This window comes from Vibrio phycocola (assembly GCF_053850235.1).
In genome coordinates this window covers 139,991-154,478 of sequence record NZ_JBSQDJ010000012.1, presented here as the reverse complement: position 1 = coordinate 154,478, position 14,488 = coordinate 139,991, and the positions used below count along the sequence as shown (strand labels likewise).

14 protein-coding genes and 1 tRNA gene are annotated in these 14,488 nt (G+C 41.1%); 8 read left to right on the top strand and 7 right to left on the bottom strand.

What is annotated here, in order from left to right; translation table 11 throughout:
* Window positions 1-136 precede the first annotated feature (136 nt).
* Together ACWU4D_RS16215 and ACWU4D_RS16210 are read left to right on the top strand one after the other, a co-directional pair.
* A tRNA-Trp gene (locus ACWU4D_RS16215) sits at window positions 137-213 on the top strand.
* Window positions 214-295: 82 nt separating this feature from the next.
* Window positions 296-772 carry a hypothetical protein gene (locus ACWU4D_RS16210; protein WP_456052488.1) on the top strand — a complete coding sequence of 159 codons (477 nt, stop codon included), beginning with the start codon at window positions 296-298 and terminating at the stop codon, window positions 770-772.
* A 107-nt stretch (window positions 773-879) separates the two neighbouring features.
* On the opposite strand, the gene ACWU4D_RS16205 is transcribed toward ACWU4D_RS16210, so the two are convergent.
* Together ACWU4D_RS16205 and ACWU4D_RS16200 are read right to left on the bottom strand one after the other, a co-directional pair.
* On the bottom strand, window positions 880-1,362 hold the full coding sequence (locus ACWU4D_RS16205) for a hypothetical protein (protein WP_456052487.1): 483 nt from the start codon (window positions 1,360-1,362) through the stop codon (window positions 880-882).
* Complete coding sequence (locus ACWU4D_RS16200; protein WP_456052486.1) at window positions 1,359-1,694, bottom strand: DUF805 domain-containing protein; 336 nt, start codon at window positions 1,692-1,694, stop codon at window positions 1,359-1,361. Before ACWU4D_RS16200 ends, ACWU4D_RS16205 begins: the two co-directional genes overlap by 4 nt.
* Before the next feature lie 184 nt (window positions 1,695-1,878).
* Here ACWU4D_RS16200 and ACWU4D_RS16195 point away from each other — a divergent pair, with 184 nt between their 5' ends.
* The 3 genes from ACWU4D_RS16195 to nfsA all read left to right on the top strand — a co-directional run bounded on the left by ACWU4D_RS16195 (window position 1,879) and on the right by nfsA (window position 4,876).
* Entirely contained in the window at window positions 1,879-2,913 is a 1,035-nt protein-coding gene (locus ACWU4D_RS16195) for a helix-turn-helix domain-containing protein (RefSeq protein WP_456052485.1), read from the top strand.
* A gap of 159 nt (window positions 2,914-3,072) precedes the next feature.
* Window positions 3,073-3,966 carry a dienelactone hydrolase family protein gene (locus ACWU4D_RS16190; protein ID WP_456052484.1) on the top strand — a complete coding sequence of 298 codons (894 nt, stop codon included), beginning with the start codon at window positions 3,073-3,075 and terminating at the stop codon, window positions 3,964-3,966.
* Window positions 3,967-4,153: 187 nt separating this feature from the next.
* Entirely contained in the window at window positions 4,154-4,876 is a 723-nt protein-coding gene (gene nfsA, locus ACWU4D_RS16185) for an oxygen-insensitive NADPH nitroreductase (RefSeq protein WP_456052483.1), read from the top strand.
* A gap of 82 nt (window positions 4,877-4,958) precedes the next feature.
* Here nfsA and ACWU4D_RS16180 read toward each other — a convergent pair whose 3' ends face one another.
* The 3 genes from ACWU4D_RS16180 to rdgC all read right to left on the bottom strand — a co-directional run bounded on the left by ACWU4D_RS16180 (window position 4,959) and on the right by rdgC (window position 7,694).
* Window positions 4,959-5,216: a YfhL family 4Fe-4S dicluster ferredoxin gene (locus ACWU4D_RS16180; protein WP_456052482.1), complete on the bottom strand. Its 258-nt coding sequence runs from the start codon at window positions 5,214-5,216 to the stop codon at window positions 4,959-4,961.
* A 2-nt stretch (window positions 5,217-5,218) separates the two neighbouring features.
* Window positions 5,219-6,613, bottom strand: a complete 1,395-nt coding sequence (gene trhP, locus ACWU4D_RS16175) for a prephenate-dependent tRNA uridine(34) hydroxylase TrhP (RefSeq protein ID WP_456052481.1) — start codon at window positions 6,611-6,613, stop codon at window positions 5,219-5,221.
* Window positions 6,614-6,782: 169 nt separating this feature from the next.
* Complete coding sequence (gene rdgC, locus ACWU4D_RS16170; protein ID WP_456052480.1) at window positions 6,783-7,694, bottom strand: recombination-associated protein RdgC; 912 nt, start codon at window positions 7,692-7,694, stop codon at window positions 6,783-6,785.
* 193 nt (window positions 7,695-7,887) lie between these two features.
* Here rdgC and phoB point away from each other — a divergent pair, with 193 nt between their 5' ends.
* From phoB to ACWU4D_RS16155, 3 genes are read left to right on the top strand one after another with little or no spacing between them, the layout of a single operon-like run.
* Window positions 7,888-8,577, top strand: a complete 690-nt coding sequence (phoB, locus tag ACWU4D_RS16165; RefSeq protein ID WP_456052479.1) for a phosphate regulon transcriptional regulator PhoB — start codon at window positions 7,888-7,890, stop codon at window positions 8,575-8,577.
* Between the two features lie 23 nt (window positions 8,578-8,600).
* On the top strand, window positions 8,601-9,902 hold the full coding sequence (gene phoR, locus ACWU4D_RS16160) for a phosphate regulon sensor histidine kinase PhoR (protein ID WP_456052478.1): 1,302 nt from the start codon (window positions 8,601-8,603) through the stop codon (window positions 9,900-9,902).
* Window positions 9,902-10,849, top strand: coding sequence for a PstS family phosphate ABC transporter substrate-binding protein (locus ACWU4D_RS16155; protein WP_456052477.1), 948 nt, complete (start codon window positions 9,902-9,904; stop codon window positions 10,847-10,849). The genes phoR and ACWU4D_RS16155 overlap by 1 nt, the downstream gene beginning before the upstream one ends.
* Before the next feature lie 15 nt (window positions 10,850-10,864).
* Here the strand turns inward: ACWU4D_RS16155 and ppx are convergent, their stop codons facing one another.
* Both ppx and ppk1 read right to left on the bottom strand, forming a co-directional pair.
* Window positions 10,865-12,373 carry an exopolyphosphatase gene (gene ppx, locus ACWU4D_RS16150; protein WP_456052476.1) on the bottom strand — a complete coding sequence of 503 codons (1,509 nt, stop codon included), beginning with the start codon at window positions 12,371-12,373 and terminating at the stop codon, window positions 10,865-10,867.
* A complete protein-coding gene (gene ppk1 / locus ACWU4D_RS16145; RefSeq protein ID WP_456052475.1) occupies window positions 12,354-14,459 on the bottom strand; it encodes a polyphosphate kinase 1 in 2,106 nt (701 codons plus the stop codon). Before ppk1 ends, ppx begins: the two co-directional genes overlap by 20 nt.
* Between the last annotated feature and the right edge of the window lie 29 nt (window positions 14,460-14,488).

Below are 14,488 nucleotides of genomic sequence, written 5' to 3'. Positions count from 1 at the left end.
AGCGGTAGTTCAGTTGGTTAGAATACCGGCCTGTCACGCCGGGGGTCGCGAGTTCGAGTCTCGTCCGTTCCGCCATTATTTAAAAATTATCTAGCAAGCATATTAATTTGCTATGATGATTTTAAAGGTTTATTACAGGGGTGTAGCTCCAATTGGCAGAGCAGCGGATTCCAAATCCGCGTGTTGGGAGTTCGAATCTCTCCACCCCTGCCATAACAATTGCATTATATGCAAATTTAAAGGCCGCTCTCAGAGCGGCCTTTTTTCATTTCTAATGAATAATGAAGGAGTCACTATGAAACATTTATTGATTGCGTTATTAGTATTCTCACCTTTTGTTAATGCAGCGGATGCAAAAACAGGATTAGGCCCAACTATTTGGGATAAGTTAGAAGAGATACCGGCAACGAAATATGATATTGGTAAACTTCGTTTGGACATCCTTACAATTCAACTTAAAGATGCACTTGTTGGAAAAGAGGTTCCTGATACTAATTATACAATTAGTTATTTTGGTACTGTCGCACTAGACAAGCGTTTAGGGTTTAAGATGGCATACTCAGCTGATCCTAAGCATGTTATTCCCAATGACTGTAATGAGCTTTTGGAGCATACAAAGAAAATTACACCAGTAACGAATTTAGTTCCTGTCATTTGGCCAAACTTAGAAGAGCAAGGCTTATCCACGAAAACAATTATTGCTGATTTTTTATATGCAGTTGAGATTGTAAACAAGGATACGAATTCAGTTTTAGCGACCTGCTATAACTAAGCTCCTTTTAATTAAAGAAGTACTTCTCTCGTTAATTTAAATAAGCCGCCCAATGAGCGGCTTATTATCTATTGGTATCAAAAAATATTAATTATCCATAGTCTAGCTTAAGAGCAAATAGGTGAAGGTGTCGCTTCTCCAGAAAGCCAAGAAACCCATCTATTTTTTGAATTCAGGATAAAACTCTCCTCTTCGCTAATCCCATTTACTATTAAGCCATCAAGTTCGCCTTTTGTGCTTATAGAGAAATTCCAATCAAGATTATTGATTCGTTCGCCATGAATAAGAGCATCATTCAATCGTTTACTGATCACAGATATAGTCATGCCACTTATTGTGCTTATATTAATACCAGAACCGGACATGCTACCAACTACTACAGGTATCTTTAGTGTACACGTTTTTCCATATTCATCATTATAGCGGTATCTACCTTCGCCAACGCGCCCTTGAAGCCAAAGTAGATTGCCTTGTCGCATACTTTCAACTGTTAGTTCACCAACGTAATTTGGTGTCAATTTGGGCGCGCCATAGCTGAGCCTAGGCACTGCGGCTAACAAGACGATACTAATAAGTATAAGTTTTCTCATAGTGTTTGCTCCTTTGATTGATGACGACTTGATGGTTGCGCTAACAGAAAAATCAGCCAAATAGGACCGATAACGGGGACGCAGAAGATCAACCCCCAATAACCTCGTTTGCCTGTACCATGTAAGCGACGTGCAATCGCAGAAAGCATTGGGATGAAACTTAGGATGCTATATGTTAGCTCGAACCAAGTATTTATATTGGTTGACACATCTAACACAATAAGCCCAAGTGTTATGAGAATATGAATCAACATAAATAGCCAAAAAGCTTTACGTGTTTCGCATCCAGAAAAATCGAAAGCCCGTTTCCAAGCGAGAAAATAGAACTGCATAAATGTCACCTCCGTGATGAGTTAGTAATGACATTTTTAATCAGATTGCGATAATAAACGTCCTTAAACGAGTTTTAGGACGACCACAAATAGGTATTAGTTACTCTTAAGGTATGAATTCTAAGTGCGCAACCTGTGCTGAACGAATCTGGGTTTTCTTTTTATATATTTAGTTGGAGTTATTATGCTTGCGATTCCTGTTCCATTTGTCGTGTCGATGCTACTTGGATTACTCGCGATAACGCTTTACGTTCGGTTTACTGAACAAGCTAAGTTGGCCTGCTTTTTCTTGGGATTATGTTCTGTTACTACGGCGATGGTAGGCTTGCGTTGGACGTTTGAGTTTACTATTTTGAGTATGATTCAACCCATTATTGCGTCTGTTATTCCGATGGCGGCTTGGTATGTATTTTCACATGCTAATCGAGATGAGGGCTTTTTATCAACGAGCCACTTTATTGGCCCATTGTTAGTTCTCGTTTGTGCTCTTTCCCAACCCTGGTTGTCGCTTCCATTAGATGAAACACTTACCTTAATTTATTTAGGATATGGTATAGCACTGATCCGTTGTTCGACTCGAGACCCACTTCTATTCAATGTTTCACTTGGCAACTGGGAAGGCGTGAAGAAAGCAGAGAGTATTGCTGGTTGGATGCTAATTTTTTCAGCATTTGTTGATTCATTTATGTCGTTGGACTTTATATTTAATCAAGGGAGATTGGCACTTTACATTTTGACTGCTGGGCACTTGATTCTATTACCCGTTTTAGCGGTCGCTGTTGTCATTGCAGGAATCAATACTCCGATATCGGAGGAGGTTCAACCTGAGAGTAAAGAAGCTGATAGGAGTGAATCTGAGAGATCACTTGCCATGACGAAACAAGAAGCTCTACTCATCACTGACAAACTTGACGAGAAAGTTCGTCAAAATTTACTTTATCTCGATCCTGAACTCACTCTTTCGAAATTGACTCGTAAATTAGGCATCCCTGCGAAACAAATTTCAATCGCGGTTAACTTAATACATCAGAAGAATATTTCGAAGCTTATCAATGAGTATCGTATTGATCATGCGAAGCAAGCTTTGGTTACGTCATCTGATACGATTACTCAGATCTTTATGAACTCCGGTTTTCAAACGAAATCTAACTTTAATCGCGAGTTTTCTAGAATCACTGGAATGACTCCAAGTCAATTTCGAAAGAGCGCGAAACAGTAGTTTGTACATGAAGTTTTCATTTGTAACCATAGTGTAAATCTGCGTAAAGAACTCGCAACTTCCTTTTGTTATGCTTGACACGTTTAGTCGGGTATTTGATTATGTTTAATGTGAACGATCATTCAATTAATAATAAAAGATAACAAAAGGAAGTATTTCATGAACAAAGCCTCTATAGATACTCACAAAATCCCTCAAGAAGCGTTTGATTGGTACGACGAATATGCTCATGGTGTGATTGACCGCCGAGAATTTATGCGACGCTTGTCTGGATTAGCCGTTGTTGGATTGACGATTACGACACTTACCTCAGCTCTTATTCCTAATTATGCGTTGGCCGAACAGGTTTCGTTTAACGACGAAGATATTATGGCAAGCTATGCTAAGTTCCCATCGCCTAAAGGTCATGGCGAAGGTTCTGGTTACTTGGTGCAGCCAAAAGGGGATGGCCCTTTTCCTGCGGTACTCGTAATTCATGAGAACCGAGGATTGAATCCTTACATTAAAGATGTCGCTCGTCGCTTAGCCAAAGCCGGATTCTTAGCATTTGCTCCTGATATTCTTTATTCATTGGGTGGTTATCCAGGGAATGACGATGAAGGTCGTGCAATGCAGAAAAGTTTAGATAAAGCGAAAGTAGAACAAGACTTTTTAGCGGCAGCTGATTTCACTAAAACACATGAATTATCTACAGGTAAGCTTGGTGCTGTTGGTTTCTGTTTTGGCGGCTATATCGTCAATATGTTGGCTGCAACCATCCCAGACTCTCTTGACGCAGGCGTTCCATTTTATGGTACTCCAGCAGAGCAGAGTTTACGCGCAAACGTAAAAGGCCCTCTGTCACTGCAGTTTGCTTCACTCGATAAACGAGTTAATGGTACGTGGCCAGACTATGAAAAAGTCTTAAAGGAAACGGGCGCTAGCTATGAAGCTCATATTTATGAAGGCGTGAATCACGGATTCCATAATGACTCTACTGGTCGTTATGCCGAAACGGAAGCTGAATTGGCATGGGAACGTACATTAGCTTTCTTTAACAAGCACATAGCTTAATAATATTTGATTTAACGGCAAATTGGGGCATTAAATGACCTTGTCTTCACTTTATATGATTAAGTGAAGACAAGGTTATTCTGTGCCTCACTTTTATCTTTACGCTATTGAGTACGGCTCAAAATTCGATTTAATATGACCTTCCACTTTGTAAAACTTACTTCCCAAGTGCATGAAAGGAATTACTATGTCATCAGTCATTGATACTATGCTGCAACACCGATCAATCCGTTCATTTTTACCTGATTCAATAGAAGCTTCTTTATTAGAGCAGATTATTGCTTGTGGTATCGCAGCATCTTCATCTAGCCTATTGCAGGCCGTAAGTGTGATTCGAGTGACTGATAAAGAAAAACGCAAGTTGCTCGCCGAATATGCGGGTAATCAGCCTTACGTCGAGTCCGCGGCGGAATTTTTAGTATTTTGTATTGATTACAATCGACATAAAATAATTAACCCAGAGGTTCAAATCGATTATACAGAACTGACCTTAATTGGAGCTGTCGACGCGGGTATTATGGCGCAAAATTGTCTACTGGCAGCAGAGTCATTAGGGCTGGGTGGTGTGTATATAGGTGGCTTGAGAAATAGCGCTCAACAGGTCGATGAGCTATTAGAATTGCCTAGTGGTACTGCTGTGTTATTTGGAATGTGTTTGGGGTATCCAAATCAAGATCCTGAGCTTAAGCCACGATTAAGTCCTGACGTGATCCTCCATCAAGATTGCTATCAAGGCGTCAATATGGGAGATATTGCTCAATACGATGACACCATGAATGAGTATTATCAATCTCGATCAAGTAATCTCAAAACCCAAGGTTGGTCGCAGCCAACGACTGAAAAGCTAACAACGGAGTCACGGCCACATATTTTGCCCTACTTACAGAGCAAGGGATTAGCACGAAAATAATCAAATAAAAAAGGCCAATATCCATTGGCCTTTTATGTCTATTCGAACTGACAAGAAGCCCGTTTCGAAATGATTCTTACCTTTAACCGGCTAAACCTTGAATAATGACAAACTTTTCAAGTAGTTGATCTTCGGTTTCCACATTATCTGGATCTGTAATAATACAATTTGTGATAGGGCAGACCGATTCACATGTCGGTGTATCATAGTGACCTTTACATTCTGTACAGAGAACGGGATCAATTTCGTATAGTTTCTCACCAAATGAAATCGCGTTATTTGGACACTCTGGTTCACACATATCGCAATTGGTGCATTTACTGGTGATCAATAATGCCATGGTTATTTGCCCGTAGCATTACGTGTATCTTGGCCTACACCAAGATTTCTCATCAGCAAAGCATACTCAAGTTCAACATCTTGAGGGACCGGAATAAACACAAAGTGGCCGTTGCCTTTTGCATCTGTTACCAATTCACTCTTGCGGTTTTCCATGACTTCTAGTGTAAAAATAATGTTTCCTTGAGGGGTCATTAGCTCCAAGCTATCGCCAACGACAAATTTATTTTTAACGTCAACTTCGACTAAATCACCACGGCGTTTACCGGTAAACTCTCCAACAAATTGTTGGCTATCTGAAATAGAGTAACCGTAATCGTAGTTTTGATAGGCATCGTGAGTATGACGACGAAGGAAACCTTCGGTATAACCTCTATGCGCTAAGCTTTCAAGAGTACCCATGAGTGAATCATCGAAAGGTTTCCCAGCAATTGCGTCATCAATGGCTTTACGGTAAACCTGTGCAGTGCGGGCACAATAATAAAAAGACTTGGTACGGCCTTCGATTTTAAGGGAATGAACGCCCATATTAATTAAGCGGTCGACGTGTTGTACCGCACGCAAATCTTTTGAGTTCATGATGTAAGTACCATGTTCATCTTCGTATGCAGCCATTTTTTCATCGGGGCGGTGGCTTTCAGACAATAACACCACTTCATCACTTGGTTTACCAAGGCCAATGGTGTTTTCTGGGCGCTCTTCTTTAACTTCAATCGCTTGGGATGGGTCAAACTGTTCGACTATCTGACCTGCTTCATCCTCTTTGCCTTTTTCGACTTTATATTCCCAACGGCAAGCATTGGTACAAGTGCCTTGGTTTGGATCGCGTTTATTAATATAACCAGAAAGTAAGCATCGTCCTGAGTAAGCCATACATAGAGCACCATGTACAAAAACTTCGAGTTCTGTATCTGGGCACTGTTGACGAATTTCTTCAATTTCTTCGAGGGATAATTCACGGGAAACAATGACACGTTCAACACCATAGGCTGCCCAAAACTTCACCGTCGCCCAGTTTACTGCGTTTGCTTGAACAGAAAGGTGAATGCTCATATCTGGGAATGCTTCACGAACCATCATGATAAGGCCAGGGTCAGACATAATTAGAGCATCGGGGCCCATATCAACAACTGGCTTTAGGTCGCGAATAAAGGTTTTTAGTTTGGAATTGTGCGGCTGTATGTTACATACCACGTAGAATTTCTTGCCTTGAGCATGAGCCTCATTAATACCAATTTGCAGGTTTTCATGGTTGAACTCATTGTTGCGAACACGCAAGCTGTAGCGAGGCTGCCCGGCATAGACAGCATCTGCGCCGTAGGCAAATGCATAACGCATATTTTTTAAGCTACCGGCAGGGGACAGCAGCTCAGGAACAAGAGAGGTTTGTGTTGTCATTGCTAAGTTTTCCAAGTCTGATTTCAAGTCAGGCCGATGCCACCTAATGGTATCGGAGGGGCGCAAATTTTACGTTAAATTGATTTTGATTCCTAGCAAAGAATCATGAGTGATGGTGAAGGTATGGTGAGATTAACCACAGCCGAGAAAGGCTGTGGTTAGTAGTGGTTTATTCAGCTTGTGGTAAGCCACCGAGCTCTTCAAATAAATTTGGTAAGAAGTTGCTAAATTCACCACATAAAAGAGAGAAATCAGCATCAAAACGAGCGGCGCGATCGTCACTTGGTACATCTTCGTTTTCTTCTTTTAGCGTATCACTGTATGTTAAGCGTTTGATTGACGCGTCTTCCGCGAGAACAAACGAGATGCGTTCTTGCCAATCAAGTGCCAGTTTGGTGACCACTTTGTTGGCTTCAATATGGCTCATGATTTCATCGCTTGAGAGGTCTTGTTTCTTACAGCGAATAACGGCACCATCGTCGAGTACTGATCTAAATTCAGCTTCTTCTAACATGGTAAAGCCACGCGGTAAATTCCCGTCTTTAACCCAAGTGGTTAGTGTTGTTTCAATCGCTACTTCCGGAATTGCAGGAACAACGGGAAGGCTACCCATTGTTTTACGCAGGAGTGCAATAACATCCTCGGCTTTTTTGGAGCTTGATGCATCAACGATAATTAAACCTAAGCTTGGCATAATGAGTGTAAAAGTTAGTTGGCTTTTACTAAAGGCTCGTGGGAGGAGATCAATTAAAATTTCATCTTTTAGATTTTCTTTTTCTTTTTTCTTTAGTGGACGTCCTTCTTCCGCTTCAATGGTTTCTACCTTGCTATTCAAGGATTCTTTAATAACCGCAGCGGGGAGGATTTTTTCTTCTTTTTTTGCGCACACCAGAATGCAATCCTGATACAGGTGCGTCTTCATATCACCACTATTGCCTAACACATTTACCCAGCCGAATTTTTGCTTATCTTGGCTGCCACATGGGGTGAATCGGAATTCTTGAAGTTGCTTCTCTAGTTGATCAGCATTAAATTTCACATCGCGATTAACGCGGTAAATTATACAGTTTTTAAACCACATAGTTTGTCTCGGTGGGGATGTTGGGGTGAACATAATAGAGCAAAGATAAACAAAAGTCCTATCGCATTTTTAGAATAAAACAATGAATTTAATGCGAAACCTATATGAAAATTTGTTTCCAAAGGTCACAAAACTGTCATAATTATCTTTAATAATGCCTAGCGTGAATTAAAAAACAAAGGTTATAGAACTTATGTCTAGAAGGATACTCGTGGTTGAAGATGAAGCACCCATTCGAGAAATGTTGAGCTTTGTTCTTGAGCAAAAAGGCTATAATGTTGTTGAGGCAGAAGACTATGATTCTGCTGTGGCTAAGTTGTGTGAGCCTTATCCAGACCTTGTATTGCTTGATTGGATGCTACCCGGTGGAAGTGGTATTAATTTTATAAAGCATATGAAGCGGGAAGAGTTGACTCGTAATATTCCTGTAGTGATGTTGACAGCACGTGGTGAAGAAGAAGACAAAGTACGTGGGCTTGAAGTCGGTGCTGATGACTATATTACTAAGCCTTTTTCCCCGAAAGAACTGGTTGCACGCTTAAAGGCCGTTATTCGTCGCGTTACGCCGACGGCACTTGAAGATGTTATTGATGTCCAAGGTTTACGACTTGACCCTGTTTCTCATCGAGTGATGTCTAACGAGAGTGCGATTGAAATGGGCCCAACAGAGTTTAAATTATTGCACTTTTTTATGACCCATCAAGAACGCGTATACAGCAGAGAACAGTTGCTGAACAACGTTTGGGGTACAAACGTTTATGTTGAAGATCGTACTGTCGATGTTCATATTCGTCGCTTAAGAAAGGCACTTGAAGATGCCAATCATGATAGGTTAATTCAAACGGTACGTGGAGCAGGTTACCGCTTTTCAACAAAAGCATAGTGGTTTTATAACTGAGGCTATAAATGGTTGAACGAATAACATGGAAGAAGCTGGCTTGGGAGCTGGCTTTTTTTTACTCACCTTGGATTATTGCCGGTTGGATTTTTGGCTATATGCCATGGTTGCTTTTAACCGCAACCGTTATTCAGTTGCTGTGGAATATGAATAACCAAGTCCGATTATCGACTTGGCTTTGTGATGATAAACGTTTAAGTCCGCCTTCTGGTCGAGGAAACTGGGAGTCGTTATTCAACGGCATCTATCGACTACAACAATATCATCGTTATAAACGTAAAGCATTGACCAGTCTAAACCGCCGCTTTAAAAATGGTGCAGAATCGTTACCGGATGCGGTTGTTGTTTTTCGAGATGAAGGAAACATTGTTTGGTGTAATCGTTTAGCTCAACATTTGCTTGGTTTTCAATGGCCTGATGATGAAGGACAGCCGATCACTAACTTATTACGTGCTCCTGATTTTATTAAATACCTCGGTAAACGAGATTTTTCTGAACCTCTTGTGATTCAGTCTCCATTAAATGCAGAACGGATGTTGGAGCTGCGTGTTGTTCGCTACACCCAAGGTGAGCAATTACTAGTCGTGCGTGACGTAACTCAACTCAAGCAGTTAGAGGGTATGCGTCGAAACTTCTTTGCCAATGTTTCTCATGAACTTCGTACACCAATGACGGTTCTCCAAGGGTACCTCGAGATGACAGAGGATCCGGATATGGTGGTCGGTCCTATGTGGCCTAAAGCACATAGCGTCATGACAGAGCAGTTGAACCGGATGAATAGCCTGGTGAATCAATTACTTACTTTGTCAAAAATCGAAGCAGCACCGATGCACGAATTGGAAGCTATTGTTGATGTTCCAGCTATGTTGTCAATTTTAGAGAAAGAAGCAATAAGTTTGAGTGGCAGTAATGCTCATCGAATTTCGTTTTCGGTTGATGAAACGCTTAAAGTCTATGCTGATGATGATCAATTACGAAGTGCTATTTCCAATTTGGTATACAACGCTGTTAAGTACACACTACCCGAAGCTGAGATAGTGGTTCGCTGGTATCGATGTGATCAAGGAGCGTGCTTGGAAGTTGAAGATATGGGTGATGGGATTGAACCTCAGCATTTGCATCGTTTGACTGAGCGTTTTTATCGTGTAGATAAAGCACGTTCTCGTGATACTGGGGGCAGTGGTTTAGGGTTAGCGATTGTGAAACATGCACTTTCACACCACGATTCTCATCTAGATATCGCAAGTGAAGTGGGGTGTGGAAGCTGTTTTTCTTTTGTTTTACCATCACGACTTGTTGTTGAAGAATAATGAAGATCGCAACTTTAATCCTAACTCTTTGTTGTTACTCTTTGTCGGCGTTCTCGGCATCAGAGTTACGCATGTATCAAAAGAGTGACGATGTTGGTGGAAGTTTGCTGTCAGTGGGTTCTGATACGCTCGCTGGTATTACGACGCTGTGGGCCGAAGAATTTAAAAACATTTATCCAAATATTGATGCTCAAGTGCAAGCATCTGGATCTTCTACCGCTCCTCCTGCATTGACAGAAGGAACCGCTCAGTTTGGCGCAATGAGTCGCCCGATGCGCGCGAGAGAAGTTGACGCATTTGAACACGTTTATGGTTATAAACCGACGCAGTTACGTGTTGCTGTCGACGCGATTGGTATTTTTGTTCACAAAGACAATCCAATTGAAGGATTGACGTTTACTCAGTTAGATCAAATTTTTTCGGCGACATTGCGTTGTGGCGGAAACCGTACGATATCGAATTGGGCTGAATTGGGAATCAGAGCACCTTGGGCACAGCGCGCAATCCAAATGTTTAGTCGTAATTCTGTTTCAGGTACCTATGGGTATTTTAAGCAAAATGTATTATGTGAAGGGGACTTTAAAAATAACGTCAACGAGCAGCCAGGTTCGGCCTCTGTGGTTCAATCGGTTGCTTCTTCTATAAACTCAATCGGTTATTCAGGTGTTGGTTACTCGGTTTCTGAGGCAAGGGTATTACCGATAGCTAGTGTAGGGGATGATTTTATAGCTCCGACTCACAAAAACATCGTTAATGGACGTTATCCACTGTCGCGTTATCTATATGTCTACATCAATAAGCACCCGCAAACCGAGTTGTCTCCTCTGGTAAGGGAGTTCGTTCAGTTTATTTTCTCGAAACAGGGACAAGGGTTTGTTGTAAAAGAGGGCTACGTGCCAATTTCAGCAGACATAGCCCAAACAGAGTTAAAAAAAATAGGATTATAGCTTTACGCTCTAAGGTTAAAACTCAAGTTCCCAAGATGCTGTTTGCCAGTACTCTTGCTCAGTAAGCAGATCGGCATGAAGCAATTTATTCTCTTCCAACCAATCTTTTTTATTGGTTGTTAGTCGCCAAACGTCGTTGTCTATTTCAAGATTAAACTCGAGTTCTATCTCATCATTACGCTGAGCATTTAATACAACGGATAAGCGTAAAATTCGAATTAGTTGAGTAATCTGTTTTTTCTTATACAACGAAAATGACGGCATTTCTTGTAGCTTTAATGCCTTACGATGAAAGCGCGCTAACGTTGCTAGCACAAGTTGTTGCTCTGAATTAAACCCAGCCATATTTGTGTTTGTTAAGATATAAGCTGAATGTTTATGAAAACTCTGGAAGTTAATGCTTTGCCCCACTTCGTGCAGTAGCGCACTCCACTCTAATAGCTCGGCCAGCTGTTGTTGTTTGTGGTTAAGTTTTTGATGTTCCGAAATTTGGTTAAATAACTCTTTGGCAACACCTTTGACATGAGCGGCATGTTCCAAATCAACATTGTACTTTTCTGCTAGGGTTTCGGTTGTTCTCAATCTAATATCATCAAATTGAAGCCGGTCTTCCATTTCATACAGTAAACCTTCGCGCAACGCACCATCCGAGAATTGAATCTTTTTAATTCGTAATCGGTTGAAAATCGCTTTGAGAATCGTTATTCCAGCGATAAATACCGGCTGACGTTCCACGGGAAGCCCTTTGATGTCGATAGCCTCGATAGTGTCAAAGTCTCTTAGTTTATCCAACACGGCATCCAAGCGTTCTGACGTAATTTCTCCATCACTAAAGTCCATTCCGATTAACACATCACGAACCGCTTTTATCGTACCAGAAGCGCCAAAGGCTGCCTGCCAACCCTTCTTACGGTATATTGAAGCAACGTGTTCTAATTGTTGTTCAGCCCCTAGAATCGCCTGACGAATTTGCTTTTGAGAAATCTTCCCACGGGAGAAATATTTATTGGTATAACTGACACATCCCATCTGAATGCTATTGACCAGTTCAGCATTGAAGCCACTTCCAATAATGATTTCTGTACTTCCACCGCCTATATCGATAACCAGCATGGAGTCGGATTGAGGTTGTGTATGGGCGACACCAAGATAGATAAGACGAGCTTCTTCTGTACCGGGAATAATTTCGATAGGATGAGGAATGATTTCCCTTGCTCGTTCTAAAAATTCATGAGCATTGATTGCCTGGCGTAGTGTGTGAGTTGCTGCGATTCGTACATTATCAGAGCTGAAGCCTTGAACGCGTTCCGAAAACATGGCCAGACATTCTAAGCCTCTCTCCATAGCTTCTTCACTAAGTACTTTCTTGTCGTTTAAACCAGAAGCAAGTCTAACTCTTTGCTTATGGCGACTTTCTAACTGCAAATCATGGCCGACGACTTTGGCGACGACCATATGAAAGCTATTCGAGCCAAGATCGACGGCTGCTATAGATCGAGGTGTTTCATTGTGTTGTTCGCTCATTCGTCTCCAACTGTGCGTTTTGTTTCCGTGTTTGGCGTTCACTATTTTTTATGTAGTCATAAGTTGCTACTTGTGAACGTATTTTCTTCTTGTTTCCTCTAGCAACGTAGGTGTTTGACATCTCTTTGTCAATCGTTCGTGCCTTCACTGTATCGATAAAATGGATATTAATGATATCGATAATGCGTTGCTTTAATCGCGGGTCACGTATTGGAGCTCCCACTTCGATTCGGTGGTCGATGTTTCGAGTCATCCAGTCTGCAGAAGAAATATAGACGGATGGATTACCATTATTATGCGTGATAATTACACGTGGGTGCTCTAGAAAACGGTCAATAATACTGATGACTTTTATATTCTCACTCATCCCTTTAACACCAGGAACTAACGAGCACATACCGCGGATAATCATTTTTATTTCGACACCAGCATTATTCGCTTCATATAACTTATCGATTAAGCCCTTATCGACTAAGTTATTCACTTTGAGGATAATTTGGGCTTTTTTCCCTTGATGAGCAAACGCAATTTCTTTGTTTACGACATCATAAAGCCGTTTTCGAGAATTACGTGGAGAGACAATTAAGTGCTTAAACTTCACTGGACGATAAGGATTTTCAATGTAGCCAAATACATTTCGCACTTCATCGGTTAGCTCGGAATCCGCGGTTAGTAGGGTGAAGTCGGTATATATGCGCGCTGTCTTTTCATGAAAGTTACCTGTACCAATATGTGCGTAGTACTTAACTTCGCCCGTTTCTTTTCGGCTAATGAGTAGCAGTTTAGAGTGAACTTTTAATCCAGGAACACCAAAAATAACATGCACGCCTGAATCGGTTAAAATGCGAGACCATTCGATGTTCGCTTCTTCATCAAAACGAGCTTGAAGCTCAACGATCACTGTTACTTTTTTACCATTATGTACCGCGTGAATAAGAGAGTTCATTAATCGAGAATCTTTGGCGACACGATAGACGTTAATTTTTATGCCTAGTACTTTTGGATCAAAAGAGGCCTGACGAACGAGCTCAGTGACATGATCAAAGGTGTGGTAAGGGTAATAGAGTAAAATATCTTTCGCTTTTATGGCGTCAAAATGGTTTTCATATCCCTCAAAATCGGCGCTGCGCATTGGCGGTAAAGGTTTGTTCTCTAGATAATCGCGCCCAACGTTGGGGAAAGAGATAAAGTCTTTAAAATTGTGGTAACGCCCGCCGGGTAATAAACTGTCGTAATTCGAGACCTTGAGCTTATCGCATAAGAACGTCAGCATTTCTTTGGGCATTTCTTTTTCGTATACAAAGCGAACGGGCATTGCGGTGAGTCGTTGACTTAACCCTTCAGACATTTGCTCAAGTAAGCTATGTTCAACTTCGTAGCTTAAATCGTAATCGGCATCTCGGGTCATTTTCATCGCGTAACCGTTTAGTTCATCGTAATCGAAGAAACCACGGAAAATATCATCCAAACAATACCGAATAATATTATCGAGCAAAATGATTGTTTTACGGCGTTTCCCTTTTTGTTCAGGGAGCATAATAAAGCGAGGAAGTTGATCGGTTGGAATTTCAATCAGAACGTATTGAGAGTGGTTATTCTTTTTTAGCTCGACGGCAATGTAGGCATACTCATCTTTAAGGTATTGTAATACATCAGCATCATCGGAGATTAGCCAAGGAGTAATATGAGGGAGTACTTCTTTTTTGAAATACTTATTTATCCATTTCTGTTGTGGCTCATCTAGTTGATGTTCATTGACTAAAAAGATTCGGCGTCGAGCCATTTCTTTAATTAAATCAGTGTATAAGGTCTCAAAATCTTCGTTGAGCTTGAACGCTTTATTTTGCATTTTCGTTAATAGGCGTTTGTAGCTGCTGTTTCGCCCTTGCTCACGATCGATTAAAATGCGTCGTTTTACCGATGCAAAGCGAACTTTGTAAAACTCATCCAAATTATTTGAAAAAATACCTAAAAAGCGAATTCGTTCGATTAATGGAACGGATTTATCCATCGCTTCTTGGAGAACTCGTTCGTTAAACGATAGCCAGCTTAGCTCTTTTTCGATGTACAACTTTTCTGAGCTCATGTAATAACCTCATGACTATAAAAGAAAAC

What these genes read in the sequence shown, in the direction of transcription:
- ACWU4D_RS16210 (WP_456052488.1), top strand. Translation starts at nt 296, where the DNA reads ATGAAACATTTATTGATTGCGTTATTAGTATTCTCACCTTTTGTTAAT.
- ACWU4D_RS16205 (WP_456052487.1), bottom strand. Translation starts at nt 1,362, where the DNA reads ATGAGAAAACTTATACTTATTAGTATCGTCTTGTTAGCCGCAGTGCCT.
- ACWU4D_RS16200 (WP_456052486.1), bottom strand. Translation starts at nt 1,694, where the DNA reads ATGCAGTTCTATTTTCTCGCTTGGAAACGGGCTTTCGATTTTTCTGGA.
- ACWU4D_RS16195 (WP_456052485.1), top strand. Translation starts at nt 1,879, where the DNA reads ATGCTTGCGATTCCTGTTCCATTTGTCGTGTCGATGCTACTTGGATTA.
- ACWU4D_RS16190 (WP_456052484.1), top strand. Translation starts at nt 3,073, where the DNA reads ATGAACAAAGCCTCTATAGATACTCACAAAATCCCTCAAGAAGCGTTT.
- nfsA (WP_456052483.1), top strand. Translation starts at nt 4,154, where the DNA reads ATGTCATCAGTCATTGATACTATGCTGCAACACCGATCAATCCGTTCA.
- ACWU4D_RS16180 (WP_456052482.1), bottom strand. Translation starts at nt 5,216, where the DNA reads ATGGCATTATTGATCACCAGTAAATGCACCAATTGCGATATGTGTGAA.
- trhP (WP_456052481.1), bottom strand. Translation starts at nt 6,613, where the DNA reads ATGACAACACAAACCTCTCTTGTTCCTGAGCTGCTGTCCCCTGCCGGT.
- rdgC (WP_456052480.1), bottom strand. Translation starts at nt 7,694, where the DNA reads ATGTGGTTTAAAAACTGTATAATTTACCGCGTTAATCGCGATGTGAAA.
- phoB (WP_456052479.1), top strand. Translation starts at nt 7,888, where the DNA reads ATGTCTAGAAGGATACTCGTGGTTGAAGATGAAGCACCCATTCGAGAA.
- phoR (WP_456052478.1), top strand. Translation starts at nt 8,601, where the DNA reads ATGGTTGAACGAATAACATGGAAGAAGCTGGCTTGGGAGCTGGCTTTT.
- ACWU4D_RS16155 (WP_456052477.1), top strand. Translation starts at nt 9,902, where the DNA reads ATGAAGATCGCAACTTTAATCCTAACTCTTTGTTGTTACTCTTTGTCG.
- ppx (WP_456052476.1), bottom strand. Translation starts at nt 12,373, where the DNA reads ATGAGCGAACAACACAATGAAACACCTCGATCTATAGCAGCCGTCGAT.
- ppk1 (WP_456052475.1), bottom strand. Translation starts at nt 14,459, where the DNA reads ATGAGCTCAGAAAAGTTGTACATCGAAAAAGAGCTAAGCTGGCTATCG.